At 68.5% G+C, this 24,494-nt stretch carries 26 protein-coding genes; 15 read left to right on the top strand and 11 right to left on the bottom strand.

The annotated features are described in order from the left end of the window. Positions 1 to 4: 4 nt before the first annotated feature. Entirely contained in the window at positions 5 to 2,335 is a 2,331-nt protein-coding gene (locus ASF18_RS14165) for a glycogen debranching N-terminal domain-containing protein (protein WP_056352424.1), read from the top strand. A gap of 190 nt (positions 2,336 to 2,525) precedes the next feature. On the opposite strand, the gene infC is transcribed toward ASF18_RS14165, so the two are convergent. Beyond that, positions 2,526 to 3,047 (bottom strand): translation initiation factor IF-3, encoded by a 522-nt coding sequence (gene infC, locus ASF18_RS14160; protein ID WP_238280755.1) that lies wholly within the window; start codon positions 3,045 to 3,047, stop codon positions 2,526 to 2,528. A 186-nt stretch (positions 3,048 to 3,233) separates the two neighbouring features. Next, positions 3,234 to 4,466 (bottom strand): glycosyltransferase family 4 protein, encoded by a 1,233-nt coding sequence (locus tag ASF18_RS14155; protein WP_056352423.1) that lies wholly within the window; start codon positions 4,464 to 4,466, stop codon positions 3,234 to 3,236. Between the two features lie 183 nt (positions 4,467 to 4,649). Between ASF18_RS14155 and ASF18_RS14150 the strand changes: the two genes are divergently transcribed. Then, positions 4,650 to 5,441, top strand: coding sequence for an alpha/beta hydrolase (locus ASF18_RS14150; protein WP_056352418.1), 792 nt, complete (start codon positions 4,650 to 4,652; stop codon positions 5,439 to 5,441). Here the strand turns inward: ASF18_RS14150 and ASF18_RS14145 are convergent. After that, entirely contained in the window at positions 5,428 to 5,712 is a 285-nt protein-coding gene (locus ASF18_RS14145) for a DUF1150 domain-containing protein (RefSeq protein WP_056214573.1), read from the bottom strand. The genes ASF18_RS14150 and ASF18_RS14145 overlap by 14 nt on opposite strands. A 74-nt stretch (positions 5,713 to 5,786) precedes the next feature. Further along, on the bottom strand, positions 5,787 to 6,224 hold the full coding sequence (locus tag ASF18_RS14140) for an Hsp20 family protein (protein WP_056214570.1): 438 nt from the start codon (positions 6,222 to 6,224) through the stop codon (positions 5,787 to 5,789). 582 nt (positions 6,225 to 6,806) lie between these two features. Here ASF18_RS14140 and ASF18_RS14135 point away from each other — a divergent pair. From ASF18_RS14135 to ASF18_RS24300, 7 genes are all read left to right on the top strand, one after another. Next, a complete protein-coding gene (locus ASF18_RS14135; RefSeq protein ID WP_244472724.1) occupies positions 6,807 to 7,208 on the top strand; it encodes a Tat pathway signal protein in 402 nt (133 codons plus the stop codon). Positions 7,209 to 7,268: 60 nt separating this feature from the next. Next, entirely contained in the window at positions 7,269 to 7,958 is a 690-nt protein-coding gene (locus tag ASF18_RS14130) for a MotA/TolQ/ExbB proton channel family protein (RefSeq protein ID WP_056214567.1), read from the top strand. 118 nt (positions 7,959 to 8,076) lie between these two features. After that, positions 8,077 to 8,571 (top strand): protein TolR, encoded by a 495-nt coding sequence (gene tolR, locus ASF18_RS14125; protein WP_056214562.1) that lies wholly within the window; start codon positions 8,077 to 8,079, stop codon positions 8,569 to 8,571. Positions 8,572 to 8,574: 3 nt separating this feature from the next. After that, positions 8,575 to 9,675: a TonB family protein gene (locus ASF18_RS14120; RefSeq protein ID WP_056214558.1), complete on the top strand. Its 1,101-nt coding sequence runs from the start codon at positions 8,575 to 8,577 to the stop codon at positions 9,673 to 9,675. Positions 9,676 to 9,696: 21 nt separating this feature from the next. Continuing rightward, positions 9,697 to 10,227, top strand: coding sequence for a metallophosphoesterase family protein (locus tag ASF18_RS14115; protein WP_056352416.1), 531 nt, complete (start codon positions 9,697 to 9,699; stop codon positions 10,225 to 10,227). 158 nt (positions 10,228 to 10,385) lie between these two features. Next, entirely contained in the window at positions 10,386 to 10,697 is a 312-nt protein-coding gene (locus ASF18_RS14110; RefSeq protein ID WP_056352413.1) for a hypothetical protein, read from the top strand. Between the two features lie 89 nt (positions 10,698 to 10,786). Then, positions 10,787 to 10,927, top strand: coding sequence for a hypothetical protein (locus tag ASF18_RS24300; protein ID WP_200917598.1), 141 nt, complete (start codon positions 10,787 to 10,789; stop codon positions 10,925 to 10,927). Positions 10,928 to 10,945: 18 nt separating this feature from the next. Here the strand turns inward: ASF18_RS24300 and ASF18_RS23085 are convergent, their stop codons facing one another. Continuing rightward, the gene (locus tag ASF18_RS23085) at positions 10,946 to 11,191 is read right to left on the bottom strand and encodes a hypothetical protein (protein ID WP_056381226.1); all 246 of its coding nucleotides are present in this window, start codon (positions 11,189 to 11,191) and stop codon (positions 10,946 to 10,948) included. A gap of 173 nt (positions 11,192 to 11,364) precedes the next feature. On the opposite strand from ASF18_RS23085, the gene flaF reads away from it, so the two are divergent. Next, entirely contained in the window at positions 11,365 to 11,724 is a 360-nt protein-coding gene (gene flaF, locus ASF18_RS14105; protein ID WP_056214542.1) for a flagellar biosynthesis regulator FlaF, read from the top strand. 82 nt (positions 11,725 to 11,806) lie between these two features. Here flaF and ASF18_RS14100 read toward each other — a convergent pair whose 3' ends face one another. Continuing rightward, entirely contained in the window at positions 11,807 to 12,214 is a 408-nt protein-coding gene (locus ASF18_RS14100) for a flagellar biosynthesis repressor FlbT (RefSeq protein WP_056214538.1), read from the bottom strand. Positions 12,215 to 12,457: 243 nt separating this feature from the next. Here ASF18_RS14100 and ASF18_RS14095 point away from each other — a divergent pair, with 243 nt between their 5' ends. Beyond that, a complete protein-coding gene (locus ASF18_RS14095) occupies positions 12,458 to 14,122 on the top strand; it encodes a flagellin (RefSeq protein ID WP_056352411.1) in 1,665 nt (554 codons plus the stop codon). Between the two features lie 115 nt (positions 14,123 to 14,237). On the opposite strand, the gene ASF18_RS14090 is transcribed toward ASF18_RS14095, so the two are convergent. The 5 genes from ASF18_RS14090 to ASF18_RS25075 all read right to left on the bottom strand — a co-directional run bounded on the left by ASF18_RS14090 (position 14,238) and on the right by ASF18_RS25075 (position 17,662). Further along, a complete protein-coding gene (locus tag ASF18_RS14090; protein ID WP_056352409.1) occupies positions 14,238 to 14,633 on the bottom strand; it encodes a hypothetical protein in 396 nt (131 codons plus the stop codon). A 148-nt stretch (positions 14,634 to 14,781) separates the two neighbouring features. Next, a complete protein-coding gene (gene modC / locus ASF18_RS14085) occupies positions 14,782 to 15,894 on the bottom strand; it encodes a molybdenum ABC transporter ATP-binding protein (RefSeq protein ID WP_056352407.1) in 1,113 nt (370 codons plus the stop codon). Between the two features lie 4 nt (positions 15,895 to 15,898). Further along, on the bottom strand, positions 15,899 to 16,600 hold the full coding sequence (modB, locus tag ASF18_RS14080) for a molybdate ABC transporter permease subunit (RefSeq protein WP_156389720.1): 702 nt from the start codon (positions 16,598 to 16,600) through the stop codon (positions 15,899 to 15,901). A gap of 22 nt (positions 16,601 to 16,622) precedes the next feature. Next, complete coding sequence (gene modA, locus ASF18_RS14075) at positions 16,623 to 17,444, bottom strand: molybdate ABC transporter substrate-binding protein (protein ID WP_056352405.1); 822 nt, start codon at positions 17,442 to 17,444, stop codon at positions 16,623 to 16,625. An 86-nt stretch (positions 17,445 to 17,530) separates the two neighbouring features. After that, positions 17,531 to 17,662 carry a hypothetical protein gene (locus ASF18_RS25075; RefSeq protein WP_280138938.1) on the bottom strand — a complete coding sequence of 44 codons (132 nt, stop codon included), beginning with the start codon at positions 17,660 to 17,662 and terminating at the stop codon, positions 17,531 to 17,533. Positions 17,663 to 17,865: 203 nt separating this feature from the next. Here ASF18_RS25075 and ASF18_RS14065 point away from each other — a divergent pair, with 203 nt between their 5' ends. The 4 genes from ASF18_RS14065 to ASF18_RS14050 all read left to right on the top strand — a co-directional run bounded on the left by ASF18_RS14065 (position 17,866) and on the right by ASF18_RS14050 (position 24,356). After that, on the top strand, positions 17,866 to 18,804 hold the full coding sequence (locus ASF18_RS14065) for a 50S ribosomal protein L11 methyltransferase (protein ID WP_056352404.1): 939 nt from the start codon (positions 17,866 to 17,868) through the stop codon (positions 18,802 to 18,804). Between the two features lie 22 nt (positions 18,805 to 18,826). Continuing rightward, positions 18,827 to 20,653, top strand: a complete 1,827-nt coding sequence (locus ASF18_RS14060) for an aminopeptidase P family protein (RefSeq protein ID WP_056352403.1) — start codon at positions 18,827 to 18,829, stop codon at positions 20,651 to 20,653. Positions 20,654 to 20,807: 154 nt separating this feature from the next. Beyond that, positions 20,808 to 22,985, top strand: a complete 2,178-nt coding sequence (locus tag ASF18_RS14055; RefSeq protein WP_056352401.1) for a protein-disulfide reductase DsbD domain-containing protein — start codon at positions 20,808 to 20,810, stop codon at positions 22,983 to 22,985. 138 nt (positions 22,986 to 23,123) lie between these two features. After that, on the top strand, positions 23,124 to 24,356 hold the full coding sequence (locus ASF18_RS14050) for an MFS transporter (protein WP_056352399.1): 1,233 nt from the start codon (positions 23,124 to 23,126) through the stop codon (positions 24,354 to 24,356). Positions 24,357 to 24,494 lie beyond the last annotated feature (138 nt).

The following is a 24,494-nucleotide window of genomic DNA, read 5'->3' as shown; positions in this document are numbered from 1 at the left end:
AGGCATGGCAGCGGATACACTGAAGGCGACCTCCGAGCCCGCGACCGAAACGCGGATTCCCCGGGGCTTCCAGGATGCCGACGAAGTCCTGCCGCAATATCACATCGAGGCGCAGACCTCACTTGTCGAGCGCCCGCTGCGCTCGCTGAAATACGGCGAGGCTTTCGCGGTTCTCGACAGCTACGGCGATATCGGCGTGCTCCCCGGTCCCGAGGGCCTCTACTTCCAAGACACGCGCTACCTCTCACGTCTGCATGTCACCATCGAGGACCAGCGACCGCTGCTGCTGTCCTCGGTGATGCAGGACGACAACGGCGCGCTCAGCGTCGACATGACGACGCCCGACATCCGCATCGACGCTCATGACGAGACCACGATCCCCCGCGAATTGATCGCGATCGAACGCACCAAGTTTCTCTTCAAGGGCGCGTGCTACGATAGGATCGGCCTCCGCAACTATGATTCCCGACACTGGCATCTTAAGGTTGCCGTCACCTTCGACGCCGATTTCCGGGATCTCTTCGAAGTGCGCGGCATGGACCGCCCCGTGCGCGGCAAGCGCAGCGTTCAGGTGGCGAGCGAATCCGAGGTCCAGTTTCGCTACGCCGGCCTCGACGAGGTCGTGCGCACCACGAGCCTGCATTTCGGGCCGACGCCCAAGCAGATCGAGCCGGGCCGCGCCGAGTTCGTCGTCTCCCTGCCGCCAGGCGGACGCGCTTCGCTGTTCCTGAGAGCGGTCTTCGAATCACACCGCGCCTTCACCAGCGCTCCCGCTGCCGAGCGGGTCGGCGAGGATGCAGCAGCCGGCCTGTCGCGCGCCGCAGGGAGTTCCGCTGCTCCGCGCCACCCGAAGGGTCTCGCCGAGGGTGTCATTTTCGCTCGGGCCTATCGCGACTCCCGTCGCGACCTGCGCCAGCTCACTGCCGGCATCACGACGATCATTTCGTCGAACGACCAGTTCAACGAAGCCGCCTGTCGCGCCACCGCTGACCTCTACATGCTGGCAAGCCGGACGCCGGAAGGCATCTACCCCTTCGCGGGCATTCCCTGGTACTCCACGGTATTCGGGCGCGACGGGATCATCACTGCCATGATGGCGCTTTGGATCGACCCGAACTTCGGGAAGGGCGTCTTGCGCTACCTCGCCTCGACCCAGGCCCAGGCCGTCGACCCGGCCGCCGACGCGCAGCCCGGCAAGGTTCTGCACGAAACCCGGCGCGGTGAGATGGCCATGCTCGGCGAGGTGCCGTTCCGGCACTACTACGGCACCATCGACGGCACGCCGCTCTTCGTGATGCTGGCCTGGGAGTACTATGCCGTCACCGGTGACCTGGAGACAATCTCGGGGATCTGGCCTGCTCTGGAACTCGCCCTCACCTGGATGGACGAGTACGGCGACCGGGACGGCGATGGGTTCGTTGAGTATGCTCGCGACACCGACAAGGGCCTTGAGAACCAGGGCTGGAAGGACAGTCACGACTCCATCTTCCACACCGACGGCAATCTGGCGAAGGGCCCTATCGCTCTCTGCGAAGTCCAGGGCTACGTCTATGCCGCCAAGAACGGGGCGGCCAAGCTCGCCTCGCTCCTGGGCCATGACACCCTGGCGCAGCGTCTCGGCGAGGAGGCGCAGACCCTGCGCGACAATTTCGATAAGGCATTCTGGTGCGAGGCGATCGGCACCTACGCCCTCGCCCTCGATGGCGAGAAGCGGCAATGCGCCGTACGCTCGTCCAACGCCGGCCATGCGCTTTTCACCGGCATCGCGCGGCAGGAGCGCGCAGCGAGCGTCGCTGCCAACCTCCTGTCGAAGGACGGCTTCAACGGCTGGGGCGTGCGCACGATCGCCCGCGGCGAAGCTCGCTACAATCCGATGTCGTACCATAACGGCTCGATCTGGCCGCACGACAACGCACTGATCGCCCTGGGACTGGCGCGTTACAACCTGAAACCGGAAGCGTCGCGGATCTTCGAGGGCATGTTCGACACGGCTCTCTATCAGGATCAGAAGCGGCTGCCGGAGCTGTTCTGTGGTTTCATGCGACGCCACCAGCGCGGCCCCGTCTCCTACCCCGTGGCCTGCTCGCCACAGGCCTGGGCCGCAGCGGCGCCGTTCGCCTTCCTGGCGGCCTGCCTCGGGCTGGAGATCGACCACGACCGTAATCGGGTCCGCTTCCGCAATCCGACCTTGCCGCCGTTCCTCGACGGCGTGTCGATCTTCAACCTGAAGATTGGCACCTCACGCGTGGACCTGCGCCTGCAGCGCTACGGCGAGGACGTCACGGTCAATGTCCTCCGGCGGACCGGCGATGCGCAGATCTCTCTGCTGAAGTAGGCCTCGAAGAGCGGGCGGCATTCGCGCGGGATGCTGCCCGCTGGGCAAAAACGCTCTCTACTTGGAAGACCGCCGGTCGACACACCGACGCGTCGTCGACCGGATTCATGCAGGCGTGGAAAACGAAAAACACCGCCTGCCGAGAGGAAGGCGGTGCATTTTCTGCGTCAGGCGCTCAGCCGAGAGCTGCTCAGCGCGGAGCCAGAATCATGATCATCTGGCGGCCTTCGAGCATCGGCTCGCTCTCAACCTTAGCGATCTCCTGGGTCTCGTTCTTCACCCGCTCGAGCAGGCGCAGGCCGATGTCCTGGTGAGCCATCTCACGACCGCGGAAGCGCAGAGTCACTTTGACCTTGTCGCCTTCCTCAAAGAACCGGATTACGGCCTTCATCTTTGTATCGTAGTCGTGCTTGTCGATCCCGGGGCGGAGTTTGATCTCCTTGACCTCGACCGTCTTCTGCTTCTTGCGCGCTTCGTTCTGCTTCTTCTGTTCGTTGAAGCGGAAACGGCCGTAGTCAAGAAGCTTACAGACGGGAGGGACGGAGTTCGGTGCGATCTCGACGAGGTCGAGACCCGCCTCCTCGGCCATGGCGATGGCGTCGAAGAAGGCGACGACGCCACGGTTCTGTCCGGTGTCGTCGATGAGCTGCACTTCGCGGACGCCGCGGATGTCCCGGTTGGCGCGCGGCCCGTCCTTCTGCGGGGCCGGCATAGCTCTCATAGGTCTACGAATGGCTTTGGTCTCCTAATGAAACGACGAAACGGCAGCCCGCGAACTCAAACCCCGTTTGGGGTCGATCCTGGCCACCCATCGCTCGCGAAATTCGGTGCGACACCTTGGCTGAACTCTCGTGCAAGTCAACACGGTCGTCGCAGTTTGGTTCATTGGACGCAGCGATCACCCGCGTGCGGCCACAGCCCGGCTGACGATGAGGTCGGCATAGACGGCAAGTGTGTCACCGACCATGCCTTCGAGGGAGAAGTGCGCCTCGACATGCGCTCGGCCGCGCCGAGTCATCGCATCGCGCGCGCTGGCCCCTAGGGACAGGGCGTCCGACAGAGCGTCGGCCAGAGCACCGGCATCACCCGGCGGAACTCGCCATCCCGTCCGCTGGGCCGGCGGAACTTCGGGAGGTGCCAACACCGTTTCCGGCACGGCTCCAAGATCCGACACCACCACAGGGGTGCCCAGGGCCTGGGCCTCCACGGCGGAACGGCCGAAAGCTTCGGGCTCCACGGATGGTACCGCCACGACGGAGGCCGCCCGGAAGGCCGCCGGCATATCAGTGCAGTGCCCAACCCGGTGCACAATCGCCTGAAGGCCGCGCGCCGCGATTAACGCATCGAGCTCGCGCTCGTAGGCGACGCGTCCCTGCGGGTCGCCGGCGAGGACGATGGCAACGTCGGTGATGCCGCGATCGCGCATCAGCGCCGCCGCCTCGATCAGGACCCGCTGACCCTTCCAGCCCGTCAGCCGCGCCGCGAGCAGCACCACGCGCTCATGCGGGGCGACGCCCCAGGCACGGCGCAGGGCTTCGACCCGCGTCGGCAAGACCGCCGCGGGCGTGAACTGCGCCAGATCGGTGCCGCGATGGATAACCCGAACCCGGTCGCCCGCCTGTTCCGGGTGCAGGGTGCGGATCAGGTCGGCCGTGTAGTGCGAGTTGGCGATGACCACGTCACCCCGTGCCATCACGGAGTTGTAGAGGACTTTTACCCCCGTACGGCCGGAATAGCTGCCGTGATACGTCGTCACGAAGGGAAGCTTCACGCGGCGCGCGGCACCCAAGGCGACCCAGGCCGGGGCCCGCGAGCGAGCGTGGACGACGTGCACGCCCTCGCGTCGGCACAGGCGGGCGAGGCGCCCCACATTTACGGCCATGGCAAGCGGATTCTTCGAAGCCGCCGGAAACGGGAGCCAGATGCCGCCCTTGGCCTGCAATTCGCCGATCAGGCGGCCGCCCTCGGTGGCCACCAGCGCCCGGGCGCCGGCCGCAGCCAAGGCGGCGGCGACATCGACGGTGGTGCGCTCGGCGCCGCCGGCATCGAGCTCCGGAATGATCTGCAAGATGGTCGCCCCCGCGAACGGCGCACGCTCGGACGGAAAGCTGCCGCGCACGTCGCCGTTCATGACGGGCAAGCCGGAATGGCCCACGGCCCGGGATCGAAGCTCGGGTCGCGTACCCAAGGAAAACAGCGTCCGTCTTGCGTGTCGGTCATGGCCGTGAGCTTGAACGCCGCGCTTTACGGCCCGGTAAACGGAATGCAAAGGCGATGCGTTCAGTTCGATGCATCCCAGGGCAAGGGTTAACGAATGACGTCTGTGCAGGATGGGGCGCTGGAGTTCCTTGAGGTCGGGACCGGATCGGCGGCACGGCAGATCGCAGTGCGACGGAGAGCCGGCGAAGGCCCTCCACTGGTCTGGCTCGGCGGCTTCCGCTCCGATATGGGCGCCACCAAGGCGATGACGCTCGATGCCTGGGCCAAGCGGCAGGGCCGACCTCTGGTTCGATTCGACTACACTGGCCATGGCGAATCGACCGGCGTATTCGCCGAAGCCACGATTTCAACTTGGCTCGCGGATGCACAGGCGGTCGTTGCTGCCTATGCGCCCGAGAACCCGATCCTGGTGGGTTCGTCGATGGGCGGCTGGATCGCATGCCTGGTGGCCTGTGCGCGCGCAGGCAACCGCCGGACGGCGCCGTCAGGCCTTGTCCTCATCGCGCCGGCCCTGGATTTCACCCAGAGCCTCCTCTGGGACCGGTTCACGCCAGAAATCCGGGCGCAGATCGAACGGGACGGCGCCTGGCTTCGGCCAAGCGCCTATGATCCGACGCCGGTCCCGATCACTCACGCGCTCATCCAGGACGGTCAGCGCCATTGTCTGCTCGGAGCGAACTTCGATCCCGGCTGCCCAGTCCATATCCTGCAGGGCATGGACGACCCCGACGTTCCCTATACGCACGCCTTGCGCGTGGTGGAGAGGCTTCCGAAGGCCGGCACCCTCCTCACCCTCATCGCGGACGGCGACCATCGTCTGTCCCGGCCGCAGGATCTGCAACAGCTTCTGACGACGGTCACCGAATTCCGGGTCAGTGCAGACTGACCGTGTAGAGGTCGTTGGCGGCCGCATTGGCCACCACGGCATCCCGAGAGTCGGCGAGCAGGATCGGTGCACCGCTGGCCGAGAGAAGCGCGAACAGGTCAAGACCAGGTGTCAGGTCAGGTGCCTGCGGAAAGATGCGCTTTACCTCGTCGGAGCGGATCGCGCGCACATAGGCGATATGTCCTTCGCCGAGCGCAGCGAGATCAGCCACATTGAAGTCGGCCGGGTCGAGATCGGCCTGGGTGAGCGGATTGGTGTTGAACTCGGTCATGGACTGCCCTCCTTCTTGGCAGAGCGGTACACCGGGAACGGGCCCGGCGGTCGATGTGAGCCGAAGCCCTGGCATCAGGCCTCGTCGCGGGACGCGATGGCAATCTTGCGGACGATTCTGTCCGGCTCCGGCCGAGTCAGGTCGATCGACAAGAGACCGTTCGAGAGATCGGCGCCCATCACCTCCATGCCGTCCGCGAGCAGAAATGCGCGCTGGAACTGACGCGCAGCGATACCGCGGTGCAGGAACTGCCGGGTCTTGTCGTCCACCTGCCGGCCACGCACCACCAGTTGGCTCTCCTCGAGCATCACGTCGAGCTGATCGCGGGTGAACCCCGCGACAGCCAGAGTGATGCGAAGGCGCTCCGGCTGATGCTCGGTCCGCGCCAGACGCTCGATATTGTAAGGCGGATACCCATCGTTGGCGGCCTTCGACACCCGGTCGAGAGCCTGTTCGATCTCATCGAATCCGAGGAGAAAGGGATGTCCGAACGGAGAGGGCCGAGTCGTCACGAACGCATATCCTTCCAGCGAAGCCCGAAACAGAGTTTCATGAGGCACTTCGGTGATCGGGGCCCGCCTTCGCAGCACCCCTCCCGGCATTCGATCGCCGGTCATCGCGATATGGAGGCGCGCTCGGAACGCATCAAGGGCGAGGCCGCCCCGACACATTGCCCCATCAGCCTCCGAGCACCCGTTAGCCCCTGAGGGCTCAGGCGCTTTCGGCATCCAAAGGCGGGACGGTTCGGCAGATCGCAAGCTAGACCGCTTCGGTGTCCCGAGTAACAGTTTGGAATTCCTCTGATATTCCGCCCTGCGCTTGATCTGCGGTCGCGTCCTCGGATATGCCCACCCCGCGTAGGGCAGTCCCTGGATCGTGGTTCTCAGACGGCGCGCCGGGGTGCTCACCGAAATCGATGCCGGGCCAAGCAGGGCTGTCGAGACATCCTGTCGAGACAGGCGATCGCGCTGGGATCTGGTTGCGTCGCGCTGAGCGACGGTACTTTAGCGGGAGTGCGCGGCGTGAGCGAAGACGGGTCCTTGCGTAGGAATAAGACCATCGTGGCGAAGCATGTCGTTGCCGGCCTCGCGTCCCTGGCGATACTCACGAGCCTTGCCGCACCGGTCACCGCGCAGGACGGCAAGACCGCGCCGATCAAGCTGGAACTCAATCGCCTGGAACCCGCCGGCGACGCCTGCCGCACCTATCTTCTCGTGGACAACAGCCGCGGCCCAGCGTTGAAATCCCTGAAGGTCGATCTGTTCGCCTTCGATACCGAAGGCATCGCCCAGAAGCGCCTGTCCGTGGAGCTGGGACCGGTGCAAGACCGCAAGACGATGGTCCGCCTCTTCGACTTCCCGGGGATCGCCTGCCCAAAGATCGGTCGCCTGCTCCTCAACGACGTCCTGGCCTGCGAGGGCGGCGAGGCCAGCCGTGAGACCTGCCTCGACCGCATTGAGACCGAGAGTAAGACCTCCGCGGCCTTCGTGCGCTGATCAGCGCATTCGAGATCCGATATCGAAGCCCGCACACCGTACGCACTGAGAGAGACCATCATGGACCCGACCGCAGCGCAGGCCGAAGTCACGCACGACTTTTCCTTCATCGGACTGTTCCTGCAGGCGGATCCGATCGTGAAGGGCGTGATGATCCTCCTCGTGATCGCCTCGATCGCGTGCTGGACCGTCGTCTTCGAAAAGATCGTCCGGATTGCCGCCGCCAAGCGTCAAGCCAAGGCGTTCGACGTGCTGGTGCGGTCCGGTGGAGCGCTTGAATCATCCGGCGGCGGCATGGACGCTCAGATCATGGGAGCGGCCGCAGAGGCTTGGCGGGATCAGGATTCCAGCGAGACCCGGGCCGAGCGGCGCGACCGCATCGAGCGCGCGATGCGCGCGGCCCTGACCAGCCGGATCAAGCGTCTGCAAACCGGCCTGCCTCTCCTGGCCACCGCTGGCTCGACGGCGCCCTTCATCGGGCTGTTCGGGACGGTCTGGGGCATCATGAATTCCTTCTCGTCCATCGCCAAGAGCCAGGACACCTCGCTGGCGGTGGTCGCCCCAGGGATCGCCGAAGCCCTGTTCGCCACGGCCATCGGCCTGATCGTCGCGATCCCTGCCGTGATGGCCTACAACAAGCTTATCAACGATGTCAGTCGGATCCAGTCCAGTTTCGTCTCCAGCATCGGCATTCTCGGCAATCGCCTCGCCCGCGACCGAGCCGTGCATGGCCGTGCCGCCGCCGAGTGAACGCTCCTATCTGACCAAGGCACGCTCCGGCGCCGCGCGAGCGCCGATTCCTGACAGCAACCTGTGCGGCGGACCGGCCTGATCGCCCTTCGCCCTGGCCCTGGAGGGCCGCTTCACGATGGCAATGGGTTCGATCCGCGCCGGCGGCGGCGATGACGATGATGGTCTCGACGCAGCGCCGATGTCCGAGATCAACGTCACCCCGATGGTCGACGTTATGCTCGTGCTGCTGATCATCTTCATGGTGGCCGCTCCCCTGATGACCACGGGCGTGCCTGTGCAGTTGCCCAAGACCACCGCCCAGAAAGTCGCCCAGGCCAAGAAGCCGCTCGAGATCTCCATCGACAAGGACGGCAGGCCCTACCTCGCCAAGGAAGAACTCACGCCGGATGCGATCCTGCCCCGCCTGCGCGCATTGGCGGCCCAGGACCCGACCCAGGTGATGCTGGTGCGTGGCGACCGCGACGTGCCCTATGGCAAGATCATGGAGGTGATGGGCCTCGTCGGCCAAGCCGGCTTCACGAAGGTCTCGTTGATCGCCCAATCGCCCGGCGGTGCGCTGCCCGCTTCGCCGGCCGCCGCTCCGGCCCCTGTCAGCGGAACGCCGCAGTAATCCATGAACGCCCTGCATCCCAACAGCGCCTTCGCGACACCGGTTGAACCGGAACAGCGCGGTCCGTCCGGGCTCGCCGCGGCGTTCCTCGTTGCGCTGGCCCTGCACCTCGCAGCGCTGGTCGGCATGGCACTGTTCGGCACGGCGCCAACCGCGCCTCCGGGCGAGAATATCGTGACGATCGATCTCGCCCCGCAGATGACAGAGGCGAACACCCAGGCGCCCGCCGAGCAGGCAGCCCAGGCACCCGCCCCGCCTGAAGCGAATCCGGTGGAAACGCCAGAGGCGGTTCCGGTCACGAAACCTCTTGAGACGACCGAGGTGGCGCCGCCCGAAGCCACCGTCCCGCCGCCGCCGGACGCGGCACCGATCGCCCCCGAAGCCACCACCATGGCCGAGCCGCCTGAGGCACCGGTCACGCCTCCGACCGAAGCGGTCGTCGAACCGCCGCCCGAGGATCAGGTCATCACCTCGACGGGACAGGAAGCGCCCGCCCTGGCGCCGCCCCCGCCCACGATCGCGGAGGCTCCCAAGCCTTTAGAGGTGGAGAAGCCGAAGCCGGATATGGCCAAGATCCTCGAGGCCAAGCGTGAGGCGAAGCGGAAGGCCGATCGCGAGGCCCGCCTGAAGGTCGAACAGGAGGAGCGCCGCGAGGCCATCGCCGAGGCCCGTCGCGAAGCTGCCAAGGAAGCCAAGGCAAAGGCTGCCAAGGAGGCTGCACGCCGCGCGGCGGCCGCGGCGAGCGAAGGGCGTGCCCAGCAGAATTCGGCTTCCGCTTCGCGGCAGAGCAGTGCGGGCTCAGCCGCTGGCGGAAACGATCCGAATGCGCTCAGGGCATGGCAAGGCATGCTGAGCTCGGCGATCCGGGGGCGAATGAACGCGAATGCGGCGGCTGGCACCAGCGGCGGCGTGGCCGTCGTTCGGTTCACGGTATCCCGCTCCGGTCAGGTGCTGAGTTCGGGACTGGCGAGCAGCAGCGGCGTCGGCGCCATCGATAGCGCGGCCTTAGCGACCGTTCGTGGCTCACTCCCCGCAGCACCCGCCGGGATCAGTCTGAGCAGCCTCGCTGTTACCGTGCCGCTGCGCTTCAGTCCCGGACGCTGATCGCGGCGCGGGCAGCCAACTGTGGCCGTATGGTTCACCAGCGACACGCATTTCGGCGATCCGCGCATCCTGCGGATCGACAAGCGGCCCTACGCCGATCTTGCGACACACGACGCCGCACTCATCGCCGCCTGGAATGCGGTCGTCGGGCCCGAGGACGACGTCTGGCACCTCGGCGACTTCGCCCTCGGTTCCTCCGACAGCCGCATTGCCGCGATCCTGGGAAGCCTGTCAGGCACCAAGCACCTCATCATCGGAAACAATGACGGGGCCGGGACACTGCATGCGCCCGGATGGGCTACGATCGCCCATTATGCCGAGATTACCGTCGATGCGCGGCGCTTGGTACTCTGTCACTACGCGTTCCGGACTTGGAACGGAATCAGTCGCGGTGCCGTCAACCTGCACGGTCACTCGCACAACAAGTTGAAACCGATTCCCCGGCAGTACGATGTCGGTGTCGATGCGCAGGGCCCCGCTCCGATTTCTCTGGCCGCAATTCTGGTTTCCCGGCGCCGGCGGACGACGCCATGGGCCAGCGTGGAACCTTAACGACAGGTTCGCCGTTTCTGGAACCTGCACGCGATATGAGTGCTGCTCCTCCGATGCAATATCGGAGAGTTCAGTACTGATCTTGCGGACACTTTCGAACGCTCGATGAATTCTGTTCACCGGCGGCACGTCTAAGTGTCCCCATCTCAGGTGTCCCCATGCGTCAATCCCTTCAACTGACTCTTGCCGCCGGCCTCGTGATGGCTCTCGTGACGCCAGCCCTCGCCGCCCCCGCCTGTCTCGACGCGCAACGCAAGATCGATGAGGCCAATGCCCTCCGCTACCAGTTCCGTCAGGAGGCGCGGATCGGCCATCACGACCGTGCCTGTGACACCCTTGACGAGATCGGCGACCGTTATGCCGACGCGCGTGATGCCTTCGAGGACTGCGGCGCTGGCGTCGTCGCCATCGATCTGCGCAGCGAGTCGCGGGCTCTTCGGGCGGCCAAGCGCGCCAATCGTTGCGATTGATGGGGTGTGGGCCCGCACGCCCGCCCGCCACGCTTCGTTTCACTGTCAACCCGCACGCGACAGATGAGTCGCCGCCAAGGTCAGCCATCATGAACACCACCGCCGCCTTCGACCTGAAGACCACGAATCGCAGCTTCTCCACCGGCCCCTCCTTCGCGGCCGCCCTCTGCGGGTTCGTCAGCACCACCGTGGCGACCACGATGGTGATGTTCCTGATCAGCAGCCTCTGAGTCTTACGGATCGTTCGCTCAGGGAGCGACGAACCAGAACCGTCGCTTTGAGAACAGCATGTCCGGTTGTCCTACCGTCGCGGTCTGACGGCATGGCGGATCTGGGCGAGATGCCTCCGGCGTCTTCGCCGATGGCATCAACAGCGCAGTGGATACGGGAAAAAGGCCCAGCTTGGCCTGCACGACCGGTTGGCGGACGGCGGAAATCGTGACGAGCCCGACCAGCAATCCGCCCGCGACAGTGCCCAGAATGAAATTCATCATGGTGGCGGTAATCCAACACCCTGCGCGTGATCCGCGTGGGCGCGCGCTCTCCGTCGTCGCATATCCGGGCATGATTACGGCACGGCGTGATATTACGGTCCCTTAACAATCGGATGCCTAAGTTCGGCCCGCGCCCCGAATCGGGTCTGCACACCTTGAGGGAGGATCGAGCGATGTCGTACGGGGCCAGCGCCTATGCCCGGGTTGCACAGACTGCACTGTCGCCGCGCGAGGCAGAGGCTGCCGTCTTGATCAAGGCTGCGACACGTCTGCAGGCGATCCAGACCGATTGGACCAATCAGTCCCCTGCCCTGAACGACGCCCTGAACTTCAATCAGAAGGTCTGGACCATCATCGCCGGAGCGGCCACGGCTCCCGAGAGCCCGTTGCCGGTCGAGATCAAGAACAACATCGCGGAACTCTCGACCTTCGTCTTCAAGCGGATGATCGACACGCTGATCGAACCGAGAGCCGAGAAGCTCTCCGCCCTCATCAGCATCAATCAGAACATCGCCGCCGGCCTGCGCATGTAGCTTCCGAACCACAAGCCTCCATCGAAAGAGCCCGCCGCTGGGAAGCGGCGGGCTCTTTCGATTCAGCCTCGGTATCCCTGCATCAACCGCGGGACGCCGTGGGCGGTGCCAGCCGCTCGGCCAGCGATTGCTCGTAGTGGATCAACTCCTTGCAGCGCTTCAGAGCACGATAAAGTTCGCGCTCGGCGATGAAATCATGGATGTCGCGCAGGTAGGGCGCCATGCTGGGCGCTGCCGCGATCAGGGCATTGGCCTGCGTGATGAAGAGATCCTCTGTCTCCGAGGTCACCTCGGCGAGGTACATTACCGTGAGGGTGAGATAGAGGCGCTTGCAGGCGGTGTCCGCCTCGCTCTCCAGGATGATGTCGCTCTCGCGCAGAAACTTCGTCACGGTCTCGATGACGAAGCTGGAACGCCGTGAACCGTTGCGAATCGCGGTGCCCCCGATCAGCAGGCGTTCGAACGGCTTCAGTTCGATCTTCAGGGGCATGGCGATCCTCGTTGCGAACCTGATGGGTACAATGGTCGATCTTGGTTAACGGGACCTCAAGGCCGATCCCGCCCTACATCATCAACACTTTGACAAAAAACATCTTTTTCAAAATCGATGGCAATTGATCGTTTCCGTCAAGCTTTCGTTCGATGCGTGTCTTAAGTCGATCGCAACGGATGGGTGTTCATGTGACCTTGCCTCCAAAAATGGAGGCGCACCGATCAGAATGGATCGAACAGCATGTCCTCAGGCATCACCCTTACCGCCGCGACCCGCCAGAACCTGCTCTCGCTGCAGGGCACGGCCGACCTTCTCTCCAGCACCCAGAACCGGCTCTCGACCGGCAAGAAGGTCAACTCGGCCCTCGATGACCCGACGAGCTTCTTCACCTCGCAGTCGCTGTCCGGCCGCTCGGGCGATCTCGGCTCTCTCCTCAACGGTATCTCTAACGGCGTCCAGACCATTCAGGCCGCCAACCAGGGTATCACCTCGATCCAGAAGCTGGTCGACTCCGCAAAGTCCACCGCCAACCAGGCACTGGCCGACAAGAGCGCTGTCTCCAGTGGAACCCCTGCTACTGCCGCAATCCTCACAGCGGTGACTGGCTTTCAGGGCACCACCACGGCTGCCACCGATGGTACGCAAGACTTTTCGGGCACCCGCAACGCCACTTTCACTCTTGGTGACGGGACCAACACCACTACGATTACGCTTGATGCGACAACTCTGAGCGGTGTTACCAGCAATGTTGCGAAAGCGACTGCCGACGACGTTGTCAAGGCGATCAACAATCAGCTTGCCAACGATACGACCAATCCGGCAGCGGTCTCCGCGTCCAAGACCACCGACGGTCGTATTGTCTTCACCTCGACGGCAACGGGTTCGGCAGCCTCCGCGGTTGTCACCAACACCGCTGGCAACGAAGTGGATATCGGGTTCGGCACGGCGGTCGCTGCGCAGACTGCCACGGGTGCCGCTGCTAAGAGCACGGCAACCGCTGCGATCGCAGTTGCCAATACGGCTGTAGCGACGACCCTTGATCTCTCCGGCGCCAACACGGCTGCGTTCAACATCCAGTTGGGCAGCGGTCCGACCAAGACTATCACGGTGGCGGCAGGTGCGACACCCGCTGCGACGACGAAGACCGAGATCCTTGCCTCGATCAACAGCCAGCTTTCATCTGATACTGGCTTCAAGGGCCAGGTCACTGCAAGCTTCGACACCAACAACAAATTGACCTTCACGTCGACTGCGACCGGCTCATCTCAGAAGATTACCATCGACAACTCCGCCGGCGGCAACACGGACCTCGGCTTCGGCGTTGCCGGTACCACGACCAAGGCTGTCGTCGCCTCGGGCTCTGGTTCGGCCAGTGGTACGAACTCTACCCGGACTGCGCTGGCCAAGCAGTTCAACGACCTGTTGACCCAGATCACGCAGCAGGCCCAGGACTCCAGCTACAACGGTATCAATCTGCTGTCCCGCTCGGGCAGCGATCCAAGTGAGAACTCGCTGAAGGTTACTTTCAATGAGACCGGTTCTTCGAGTATCACGATTGCCGGCGCGAAGCTCGACGCCGATGGTCTGGGTCTCAACTCCATCACCGGCGGCTTCCAGTCGGATGATGAGATCAACTCGGCCCTGACGGCCATCACTGCCGCCACCAGCCAGCTTCGCGCCCAGTCCTCGACCTTCGGCTCGAATCTCACGGTGGTGCAGAACCGTCAGGATTTCTCGAAGAACCTGATCAACATCCTCGACACCGGCTCGGCCAACCTGACGAACGCGGACCTCAACGAGGAAGCCGCCAACTCGCAGGCCCTGTCGACCCGCCAGTCGATCGGCATCTCGGCCCTCTCGCTTGCCAACACGGCGCAGCAGGGCATCCTGCAGCTCCTCCGCTAAGGGAAAGCCGGCCGCCGGCCTTCGGGCCGGCGGCTTTTTTCTGATTCGAGTGGACGTCAAAAGAGAAGGCCGGGGCGCACCGCCCCGGCCTTCTCTTCGTTTCGCTCGCTGCAGCTCAGGCGGTACGGTCGAAGGGGCGGGCCACGGGCTTGGCGCGGGCCTCGGCGGCCTCCGCATAGGCGCGGGCCTTGAGCACCACCGGGTCGGGCAGTTGCACCACGACGTCGCCCGAATTCGGATCCACCTCTTGGTAGACCACCGCCTTGGTGTCCTGGTCGATCCGGATACGTGGCTCCATCACGGTCTGGGTCGCCTTCGCGTCCTGCTCGGGCGTGGGTGTCCGGACGGTGCCTGCACGCGGATCGGCTCCCGGGTCCTGGCTGCGAATCTCCACCCGCACGGCCGGTGCGAGGGGCGCCGGGACCTGAACGGGCTGAACCGGGGGACTGGGAGCCGGCGTGGCGCCGGTGACGCGGGCCGGAAGCACGGCGCCGAGGCTAGTAATCGACATGGCACGCTCCTGTTCGCGGCTTTCGCGGTCTCCAGCTAGACAAGGCTTGCGGCGTGAATGGGATCTTAAGGAATCGGTTCCGCCACCGGCTTCTTGGCCGACAGGCTCAAGGTAATGCCAAGGCGACGCATCGAATCTTAACGATCGGTCAGATCTCGACGACGCCGGCCGCCCGTCCCATCCCGTGCGGATCGAAGGCGACGCTCTTGACGATGGCGAAGACCGGCCGTCCGGGGACGAGGCCGAGTTCGTGCACGGAGGCGCGGGTCAGGCGTGCGGAGAGCACGGCGCCGCCGCAATCCACCTCCACCAACACCGTGCCGTCCGCCTGAGGATGCAGGGCAAGGACTTGCCCGCTCAGGCGATTTCGGGCGCTCAAGCCGATGGGCTCGTCGAGGGAGAGCAGGACGTCGCGGGCGGGAACGTGGACGCGGATGCCGGTGCCGACCGCCCGATTGAGGCGCGGCACGAGGAGGCGCCCGGCCCGCCCGGAGAGGAGCGTCAGGCCGGAATTCGGGGCATCGGCCTCCACCACCATGTCGAGGAGGGCGCCGGCTTCGGCCGCGTGGAAGGCCCCGAGATCGCCCCGGCGCAGGATGCCCTCGGCGGGTCCGGCGGCAGCGACGCGGCCCCCTTCGAGCACCACGATGGTGTCGGCGAGGCGCGCCACCTCGGGCACCGCATGGCTGACGTATACCAAGGGGATCGCGGCCACGTCGCGCAGGCGCTCGATCAGCGGCAGGATCTCGGCCTTGCGCTCGGCATCGAGGGCGGCAAGCGGCTCGTCCAGGAGCAGGAGGCGGGGCCGCGACAGCAGCGCCCGGCCGATCGCCACGCGCTGGCCCTCGCCGCCGGAGAGACCGGCCGGCCGCCGGTCAAGGAGGTGGCCGATGCCCAGGAGCGCGATGACCGCCTCCGGTTCCAGGCCGCCTCTGTCCCGGCGGCCGCGGGCGAACCAGCGCCCGTAGGCGAGGTTCTGCCGGACCGAGAGGTGGGGCATCAGCCGCGCCTCCTGGAAGACGGTGCCGATGCGGCGGCGATGGGCGGGCACCGCGCGGCCGCGCTCGGTGTCGAGCAGGGTCTCGCCGTCGAGGGCGATCCGGCCCCGGTCGGGCCGGGCCAGACCGGCGAGGCAGGCGATCACCGTGCTCTTGCCCGAGCCCGAGCGGCCGAACAGGGCGGTGAGGCCCGGCGGAGCGGTGAAGGCCACGTCGAGGCGGAAGGCGCCGCGCGCCAGGGCGAGATCGACCGCGAGCGTCATCGGCTCACCCCGCCCCGATCCGGCGCCCGACCCGGCGGGCCAGGAGCTCGGAGACCAGCAGCGCCGCCATCGAGATCGCCACGGAGACCAGGGTGAGGCGCAGGGCCCCCGCCTCCCCGCCGGGCACCTGGGTCAGGGTGTAGATCGCCGAAGGCAGGGTCTGGGTCTCCCCGGGAATGTTCGACACGAACGTGATGGTGGCGCCGAATTCGCCCATCGCTTTCGCGAAGGCCAGCACCGCGCCGGCCAGGACCCCCGGCAGGGCGAGGGGCAGCGTCACGGTGAGGAAGACCGCGCAGGGTCCGGCGCCGAGGGTCGCGGCGGCCTGCTCGACGCGGGCATCGACGGCCTCCAGGGAGAGGCGCATCGCCCGCACCATCAGGGGAAAGCCCATCACCGCGCAGGCGAGCGCCGCCCCGGTCCAGCGGAACGAGAGGACGATGCCGAGATCGGCCAGGACGGCCCCGAAGGTCCCGCGCCGGCCGAAGGCCAGGAGCAGGAGGTAGCCCGTCACCACCGGGGGCAGGATGAGGGGGAGATGGACCAGCCCGTCGAGGAGCGCCCGTCCGGGGAAGCGCCGACGCGCCAGCACCCAGGCGACGGCCAGCCCCGGGCCGAGGCTCGCCAGGGTGGCGACCCCGGCCACGCGCAGGCTGAGGGCGATGGCGGACCATTCCTCCGGCGAGAGGCCGAGCCGGTCCAGGATCGCGGGGCTCAAGGCCGGACGATCAGGTCCGGTCCTCGGCGCCGATCACCGAGAAGCCCTGGCGCTCGAAGAACACCCGGGCGGCGGGGCTGCGCAGGTAGGCGAGAAGCGCGGCCGCATCCGGGTTGGTCGACTCCTTCGTGAGTGCCACCGGATAGATCACCGGCGGGTGGCTCGCGGCCGGGAAGGTGGCGACCACCCGGACGCTGGGGTCGGAGACCGCGTCGGTGGCGTAGACGATGCCGAGCGGCGCCTCGCCGCGGGCCACGAGCAGGAGGGCCGCCCGCACGTTCTCGGCCTGGGCGAGGCGGTCCTTCACGCCCTCCCAGGCGCCGAGAGTCTCCAGCGCCGCCTTGCCGTACTTGCCGGCCGGGACCGCCGCGACGTTGCCCATGGCGATGCGACCGTCGCCCAGCGCCTTGGCGAAGGTCGCGGCGAGGTCGGGGCCGGGCTTGAGCGCCAGGGCCACAGCCGAATCCTTGGGGGCGATCAGCACGAGGGCGTTGCGCAGGAGGTTCGAGCGGGTGCCCGGCTTGAGGCCGTCCTTGCCCGCCACGTCATCCATCCAGGCGAGATCGGCCGAGAGGAACAGGTCGGCCGGCGCCCCGGCCTCGATCTGTTTGGCCAGCGCGCTGGAGGCCGCGTAGGAGATCCGGGCGGTCTTGCCGGTCTCCGTCGTCCAGGCGGCGGTGGCCGCGTCGAGGGCGTTCTTCAGGCTGGCGGCGGCGAAGACCACCACGGGCGTCTCGGCCCGTACGGGTATTTCGGCCCGCGCCGGCGTCACGCCGGCCCAGATCGCCAATCCCAGCACCGCCCCGAGCCACGTCCGCCGCGTCGGAATCATCGATCAGCCCTTCGTCTGCGGCCGGCACGACCCGGGAGAGGCCGCCGGCGCCGGAGCCGCCATAGCACGGATCGGGACGGGGCTCGTCAGGCGCCCCGCTCCTCGTCCTCGACGGGCGGACGCTCCGAGCGGTGCAGACGGCTCAGGAGCACCAGCATCGGTCCGGGCAGGGGTCCCGTCAGCGTCTCGGCATCGGTGAAGCCTCCGCGATCGCGCACGAGGCGACGGCGGGCCTTGGACTTTTCCGCGAGAACGACCGGCGTTCGTCCGCCGGCTCTTCTGATTTTCATACGCACAACGCACGCTCCGACATCGACGCGAGCCTGGAGAAGCCACAGCAAACGCGGATCCGGCGGTTCCGTTCCGGCCAAGCTTGCGCGCGAGGTGGCGGCGGGACGTCGCGGGTGGTAGAGCCCCGATCATGCTCGAAGGCCTGCCTCCCCACCGTCCGACCCATGTGCTGCGCCTCCTCACCGACGAGGGGTCGGCGCGCGCGATGACCGACCTCCTCGGCGAGATGTTCGACCCGACCCAGACGGCCGTGGCCGCCTTCGAGGCCGAGGACGGCCGGACCTGGCGGCTCGAGGCCTACTTCGCCGATGCGCCCGACGAGGCGATGATCCGCGACCTGATCCGCCCCGTGGTCGGCGCGCAGGCGGACGTCGCCACCTTCGAGACCATCGACCAGCAGGATTGGGTCCGCGCCTCCCTGGAGGGCCTGAAGCCCGTCCGGGCCGGCCGCTTCCTCGTCCACGGCAGCCATGACCGCGACACGGTCCGGGCCAACGACCTCGCCATCGAGATCGAGGCGGCGCTGGCCTTCGGCACCGGCCATCACGGCACGACGCTGGGCTGCCTCCGGGCCTTCGCGGGGATCCTCAAGCGCGGGCGCCCGGCCCACGTGCTCGACGTCGGCACCGGCACCGGCATCCTCGCCTTCGCGGCGGCGAAATACCTGCACACGCCCGTCATCGCCGGCGACCTCGACCCGGAGGCGGTGACCACCGCCATCGGCAATGCCCGCCTCAACGGCCTCGGGCCGGTCCTGCGGCTCTACCAGGGGCCGGGGGTGCGCCACCCCCTCGCCGACCGGCCGCGCCGCTTCGACGTGGTCTTCGCCAACATCCTGGCGCGGCCCCTGAAGGGGCTGGCGCCCTCGCTGTCGGCGGTCGTCGCCGACCGCGGCGTGCTGATCCTCTCCGGCCTCATCGAGCGCGACGTGCCGGGCGTCCTCTCCACCTATCGGCACCGGGGCTTCCACCTCGCCCGGCACGGGCTGATCGAGGGCTGGGCGACGCTGGTGCTCACGCGCGGCGGCGCGGCGGCGCGCCCGCGCCGGACGCGGTTGCGGCCCCTCTGAGCCCGGCGTAACCCTGGGCGCCATGACCCGCGCCCGCTTCCAGACCTTCGACGATCCGAGCCACCGCCACGGGGCCGACCGCATCCGGGCCCTGCGCGCGGCCCTGCGCGACGCCGGCCTCGACGGCTTCGTGGTGCCCCGCGCTGACGAGCACCAGTCCGAGTACGTGCCGCCGCAGGCCGAGCGCCTGGCCTGGCTCACGGGCTTCACCGGCTCGGCCGGCACCGCCGTGATCCTGTCCGAAAAAGCCGCCCTCGTCGTCGACGGGCGCTACACCCTGCAGGCGCCGGCCCAGGTCGACACCGCCCTCATCACCCCGGTGCCCCTGGCCGAGACCAGCGTCGCGGCCTGGATCGGCGCCCACATCAAGGCCGGCCAGGTGCTGGCCTACGATCCCTGGCTGCACACCCCCGACAGCGTGGCGCGCCTGGAGCGCGCGGTGGCCAAGGCCGGCGCGCGCCTGCAGGCGGCGGATCGGAACCCCGTCGACGCGGTCTGGACCGACCGGCCGGGGCAGCCGGCGGGGCCCGTCGTCGCCCATCCGCCGGAGCTCGCCGGCGCGTCCGCCGCGGACAAGCTCGCCCGCATCCGCACGGCCCTGGCCGAGGCGGACGACGCCGCCCTGGTGATCTCCGATCCGCACAACCTCGCCTGGGCGTTCAACCTGCGCGGCAGCGACGTGGCCCACACCCCCCTGGCGCTGGGCTACGCCCTGGTGCCGCGGGACGGCCGCGCGGCCCTCTACCTGACCTCGCCCGCCGTGAGCCCGGAGCTGCGCGCCGCCCTCGCGCCGCTCGCCGACCTCCACCCGCGCGCGGCCTTCGCGGACGGCCTCGCGGCGCAGGCGGCGAACGCCGCGCGCCTGCGCCTCGACGCCGCCACCGCCGCATACGCCCTCAAGCAGCGGGTCGAGGCGGCCGGAGGCGTCGCCGATCTCGGCCCCGACCCGATCACGGCCATGAAGGCGGTGAAGAACGCGGCGGAGATCGCCGGCACCCGGGCGGCGCATCTGCGCGACGGCGTCGCCGTGACCCGCTTCCTCGCCTGGCTCGCGGACCAGGGCGATACACTGACCGAGATCGCCGCCGTGGAGGCCCTGGAGGATTTCCGCGCCGCGGGCGGCCTGCTGCGCGACGTCTCGTTCCCGACGATCTCCGGCAGCGGCCCCAACGGCGCCATCGTCCATTACCGGGTCAGCCGCGAGACCGACCGGCGCATCCGGCCCGGGGAGCTGTTCCTGGTGGATTCCGGGGCGCAATACCGCGACGGCACCACCGACATCACCCGGACGGTGGCGATCGGCACGCCCTCCGAGGCGATGCGCGACCACTTCACCCGCGTGCTCCGGGGGCATATCGGCATCGCCCGGGCGGTGTTTCCGAAGGGCACGACGGGCGCGCAGATCGATGCCTTCGCCCGCCTGCCCCTCTGGGAGGCCGGCCTCGACTTCGACCACGGCACCGGCCACGGCGTGGGGTCCTTCCTGTCGGTGCACGAGGGGCCGCAGCGCATCGCCAAGACCGGAACGGTCGCCCTCGAGCCCGGCATGATCCTCTCGAACGAACCGGGCTACTACCGGCCCGGCGCCTACGGCATCCGCCTGGAGAACCTCGTCCTGGTCGAGGTCCGCGACGTGCCCGGCGGCGAGCGCCCGATGCTCGGCTTCGAGACCCTGACGCTGGCGCCCTTCGACCGTCGCCTGATCCGCCCCGAGCTCCTGAGCCCGGAGGAGACGGCCTGGATCGACGCCTATCACGCCCGCGTGCGGGAGGCGCTGGAACCGGACCTCGACGGGGCGACGCGGGCCTGGCTGGCGGCGGCGACCCGGCCGATGGCGGCGTCGGTCTGACCCTGGCCCGGCCGGAGCGCCGGACGGCCCTTGCGACCATCCTGCGCCTTTCGGCGGCGCGGAAAGGCGGGGACAAGGGATCTCGCGGCTTCGGGATTTTGCGCTCCGGCCGAACGGACGTAACCTGCCCGCCTCCATCTCCGAACAGGATTCTATGATCCGGCTTCTCGCCCTGGCGCTCGCGCTGTTCGGCCTCGCTCTGCCCACCGCCTCCGCGCAGGGCTTCAAGGTGCCGGCCGACCTCGTGAAGGCGAGCCTCGTCGGGGAGCCCGCCGCGATCCGGCCGGGCGAGCCCTTCACGGTGGGGATCCGCCTGGTGATGCGGCCGCACTGGCACGTCTACTGGCGCAATCCCGGCGATTCCGGCCTGGCTCCGGAGGTCGCCTGGACGCTGCCGCCCGGGTTCTCGGCGGGGCCGATCCAGTGGCCGAGCCCGAGCCGCATCCCGGTCGCCCACCTGATGAACTACGGCTACGAGGACGAGGCCGTCCTCCTGGCGCAGGTGACCCCGCCGGCCACGCTGGCCTCGGCCAAGCCGGTGACGCTCCAGGCCAAGCTGACCTACCTCGTCTGCGAGCGCGAATGCGTGCCGGGCTCGGCCGAGCTGCGCCTGACCCTGCCGGTGGCGCAGACCGGCACCAGCACCGGCGTCGCGCCCGGATCGATGATGCTGTTCGAGGCCGCCCGCGCGGCCCTGCCCGCGCCCGCCCCCTGGCCGGTGCGCTACGGCGCCGAGAACGGGCGTCTGCAGGTGCACCTCGCCGCGCCGGCCGGGCTCGCGGCGTCCGACGTCGCCTACTTCCCCTATGCGGAGACCGCCATCGAGAACGCGGCGCCCCAAGAGGCGCGCAGCGACGCGGATGGGCTGCACATCGACCTGGCCCGCGGCGACGCCACCGCAGCGGCCCCCGCGACCCTGCCGGGGGTGCTGACCTTCGCGGAGGCGACGCCGGACGGACCCGTGCGCCGCGCCTACGCCATCGGGGAGGCCCCGGACGCCACCGCCGTCGCGACGGCCTCGGCCGCGACCACGAACGCGACGATGGCGCCCACACCCGCGCAGGTCCCGGCCGAGAGCCTGACCCTCTGGAGCGCGGCCGGCCTCGCCTTCCTGGGCGGCCTCCTCCTCAACCTGATGCCCTGCGTCTTCCCGGTCCTGTCCATCAAGGTCCTGAGCCTCGTGCGGCATTCCGGCGAGCCGGCGGGCCGGGTCCGGCTGCACGGCCTCGCCTACACGGCGGGCGTGCTCGCGTCCTTCCTGGCCCTCGCCGGCCTGCTGATCGCCCTGAAGGGGGCCGGCGCCGGCATCGGCTGGGGCTTCCAGCTGCAATCGCCCCTGGTGGTGGCGGGCCTCGCCTACCTGCTGCTCGCCATGGGACTCAGCCTGTCGGGCGTCGTCCATCTCGGCGCCGGCATCGCGGGCCTCGGGGACGGCCTGACCCGGCGGGCCGGCCTGGAAGGCTCGTTCTTCACCGGAATCCTCGCCACCGTGGTGGCCACCCCCTGCACCGCCCCCTTCATGGGCTCGGCGGTGGGCTTCGCCCTGACCCAGGAGGCCGGCGTGAGCCTCGCGGTCTTCGCGAGCCTCGGCCTCGGCCTCGCCCTGCCCTTCCTCGCGCTGACGATCTGGCCCGCGGCCCTGCGGCGGCTGCCCCGCCCCGGCGCCTGGATGGACACCCTGAAGGGGGCGCTGGCCTTCCCGATCTACGCCACCGTGGCCTGGTTGGTCTGGGTGCTGTCGCAGCAGGTGGGCTCGGCCGGGCTCCTCGCCGCCCTGGTCGGCCTCGTCCTCATGGGCCTCGCCGCCTGGGCCTGGGAGCGCGGGCACGGGGCCGGCCCGGCCGGCACCTGGGTCGCGCGCGGCACCGCCGTGGCGGCGCTCGCCGCCCTCGCGATCCTCACCCTCGGCCTCGACCGGGACCGGGCGGGGGCCGACGCCGCGCAGGCCGATGGCAGCGCCTTCACCCAGGCGCGCCTCGACGGGCTCCTGGCCCAGGGCAAGCCGGTCTTCGTGAACATGACGGCGGCCTGGTGCATCACCTGCCAGGTCAACGAGCGCGTGGCCCTGCGCGCCGAGGCGGTCCAGGCCGGGCTGAAGGCGCGGGGCATCACCGCCCTCAAGGGCGACTGGACCAACCAGAACCCCGAGATCACCCGCCTGCTGGAGCGCCACGGCCGCAGCGGCGTCCCGCTCTACCTCCTCTATTCCGGTGCGGGCGAGCCCACGGTCCTGCCCCAGATCCTCACCCCCGGCCTGGTGCTGGAGGCTCTGCAGGCGGTGCCCCTCGCGGCCGCGGACCGGAGTGCGGCCCTGACCGAAGTGCGACCCTGACCGAAGTGCGGCCCTGACGAAGGTCTCCGCCGGCGGGCCGGTCGCGCCGCGGACGGTCGAGCCCCGCGGCTGCACGGTTCAGTCCGCCCCATCATCCTTGCGCTTGACGCGCAAACCGCCCTGCCTCAGCACGGCCGCATGAGCACCGATGCCGCGCCGCGCTGGGACGTCTTCCGCAACGGCGATTTCCGCCTCTTCGGAGCGGCCCGCTTCCTCACCGGCCTCGCCTTCCAGATGCAGGCGGTGGCGGTGGGGTGGTTCGTCTACGACATCACCCGCTCGGCCCTGGCCCTGGGCCTCGTGGGCCTGGCGAGCTTCCTGCCCGCCATGCTCTCGGCCCTGGTGACGGGCCACGTCGCCGACACCTACGACCGGCGCCGCGTGGCGGCCCTGGCCTACGCGACCCTGGCGTCGGCGGATCTCGGCCTGCTCCTGGCGGCCTGGCTCGGCACCACGACCCTGTGGCCGATCTACGGGCTCGTCGTCGTGATCGGCACCTGTCGCGCCTTCGCCAACCCGGCCCTGCAGGCCCTGCTGCCGACCCTGGTGCCCCGCCCCCTGTTCAGCTCGGCCATCGCCTGGAACGCCTCGCTCTGGCAGAGCGCCTCGATCCTCGGCCCGGCCACCGGCGGCTTCCTCTACGCCCTCGGGCCGGCGGTGGTCTTCGGGGCGGCCGCCGTGAGCTTCGCGCTCGCCAGCGCCCTCATCCTGGCGATCCGGTTCCGGCCCGCCCCCATCGCCGAGCGGCCGCCCGTGACCTGGGAGACCCTCTCGGCCGGCCTGACCTACATCCGCACGCATCCGGTGGTGCTCGGCGCCATCAGCCTCGACCTCGTGGCGGTGCTCCTCGGGGGCGCCACCGCCCTCCTGCCGATCTTCGCGGCGGAAGTGCTGCACGTGGGCCCCCTCGGCCTCGGCGTCCTGCGCAGCATGCCGGCGGCCGGCGCCGTGCTCACCGCGATCGCCCTCGCCTACCGGCCGCTGCAGCGCCGGGCCGGCCTGCGCATGCTCCAGGCCGTGGGGATCTTCGGCCTCGCCACGGTGGGCTTCGGCCTCTCGACCTCCCTGCCCCTCTCCATGGCCTGCCTGTTCGTCACGGGGGCGGCCGACATGATCAGCGTGTTCGTGCGCCAGACCTTCGTGCAGGGCGAGACGCCCGATTCCATGCGCGGCCGGGTCTCGGCGGTGAACTCGGTCTTCATCGGCGCCTCGAACGAACTCGGCGAGTTCGAATCCGGCACCCTGGCGGCCCTGATCGGGGCCGTCCCGGCCGTGGTGGCGGGCGGCCTCGCCACCCTCCTCGTCGCGGCGCTCTGGGGCCGGGTGTTTCCCGCGCTGCGGGCCCGGGACCGGCTCGTGCCGGCGGAATGAAGGGCGGATTTATCCCTTAGCCGCCCGATTCGCTGCACACCAGGGATAAAGCCTGCGTAAACAGTGCCTTACACGATGTCTCGGAGCCCCGTTGCCGATCCATCGCGCCGGCACGGCCGAGCTTTTCGACATGACAGC

It is taken from the genome of Methylobacterium sp. Leaf89, assembly GCF_001422215.1.
Lineage (GTDB): Bacteria > Pseudomonadota > Alphaproteobacteria > Rhizobiales > Beijerinckiaceae > Methylobacterium.
Note: the sequence above shows the minus strand (reverse complement) of the source record. Positions and strands in the feature narration are given on the sequence as shown.

What these genes read in the sequence shown, in the direction of transcription:
- ASF18_RS14165 (WP_056352424.1), top strand. Translation starts at nt 5, where the DNA reads ATGGCAGCGGATACACTGAAGGCGACCTCCGAGCCCGCGACCGAAACG.
- infC (WP_238280755.1), bottom strand. Translation starts at nt 3,047, where the DNA reads ATGCCGGCCCCGCAGAAGGACGGGCCGCGCGCCAACCGGGACATCCGC.
- ASF18_RS14155 (WP_056352423.1), bottom strand. Translation starts at nt 4,466, where the DNA reads ATGAACGGCGACGTGCGCGGCAGCTTTCCGTCCGAGCGTGCGCCGTTC.
- ASF18_RS14150 (WP_056352418.1), top strand. Translation starts at nt 4,650, where the DNA reads ATGACGTCTGTGCAGGATGGGGCGCTGGAGTTCCTTGAGGTCGGGACC.
- ASF18_RS14145 (WP_056214573.1), bottom strand. Translation starts at nt 5,712, where the DNA reads ATGACCGAGTTCAACACCAATCCGCTCACCCAGGCCGATCTCGACCCG.
- ASF18_RS14130 (WP_056214567.1), top strand. Translation starts at nt 7,269, where the DNA reads ATGGACCCGACCGCAGCGCAGGCCGAAGTCACGCACGACTTTTCCTTC.
- tolR (WP_056214562.1), top strand. Translation starts at nt 8,077, where the DNA reads ATGGCAATGGGTTCGATCCGCGCCGGCGGCGGCGATGACGATGATGGT.
- ASF18_RS14120 (WP_056214558.1), top strand. Translation starts at nt 8,575, where the DNA reads ATGAACGCCCTGCATCCCAACAGCGCCTTCGCGACACCGGTTGAACCG.
- ASF18_RS14110 (WP_056352413.1), top strand. Translation starts at nt 10,386, where the DNA reads ATGCGTCAATCCCTTCAACTGACTCTTGCCGCCGGCCTCGTGATGGCT.
- ASF18_RS24300 (WP_200917598.1), top strand. Translation starts at nt 10,787, where the DNA reads ATGAACACCACCGCCGCCTTCGACCTGAAGACCACGAATCGCAGCTTC.
- ASF18_RS23085 (WP_056381226.1), bottom strand. Translation starts at nt 11,191, where the DNA reads ATGATGAATTTCATTCTGGGCACTGTCGCGGGCGGATTGCTGGTCGGG.
- flaF (WP_056214542.1), top strand. Translation starts at nt 11,365, where the DNA reads ATGTCGTACGGGGCCAGCGCCTATGCCCGGGTTGCACAGACTGCACTG.
- ASF18_RS14100 (WP_056214538.1), bottom strand. Translation starts at nt 12,214, where the DNA reads ATGCCCCTGAAGATCGAACTGAAGCCGTTCGAACGCCTGCTGATCGGG.
- ASF18_RS14095 (WP_056352411.1), top strand. Translation starts at nt 12,458, where the DNA reads ATGTCCTCAGGCATCACCCTTACCGCCGCGACCCGCCAGAACCTGCTC.
- ASF18_RS14090 (WP_056352409.1), bottom strand. Translation starts at nt 14,633, where the DNA reads ATGTCGATTACTAGCCTCGGCGCCGTGCTTCCGGCCCGCGTCACCGGC.
- modC (WP_056352407.1), bottom strand. Translation starts at nt 15,894, where the DNA reads ATGACGCTCGCGGTCGATCTCGCCCTGGCGCGCGGCGCCTTCCGCCTC.
- modA (WP_056352405.1), bottom strand. Translation starts at nt 17,444, where the DNA reads ATGATTCCGACGCGGCGGACGTGGCTCGGGGCGGTGCTGGGATTGGCG.
- ASF18_RS14065 (WP_056352404.1), top strand. Translation starts at nt 17,866, where the DNA reads ATGCTCGAAGGCCTGCCTCCCCACCGTCCGACCCATGTGCTGCGCCTC.
- ASF18_RS14060 (WP_056352403.1), top strand. Translation starts at nt 18,827, where the DNA reads ATGACCCGCGCCCGCTTCCAGACCTTCGACGATCCGAGCCACCGCCAC.
- ASF18_RS14055 (WP_056352401.1), top strand. Translation starts at nt 20,808, where the DNA reads ATGATCCGGCTTCTCGCCCTGGCGCTCGCGCTGTTCGGCCTCGCTCTG.
- ASF18_RS14050 (WP_056352399.1), top strand. Translation starts at nt 23,124, where the DNA reads ATGAGCACCGATGCCGCGCCGCGCTGGGACGTCTTCCGCAACGGCGAT.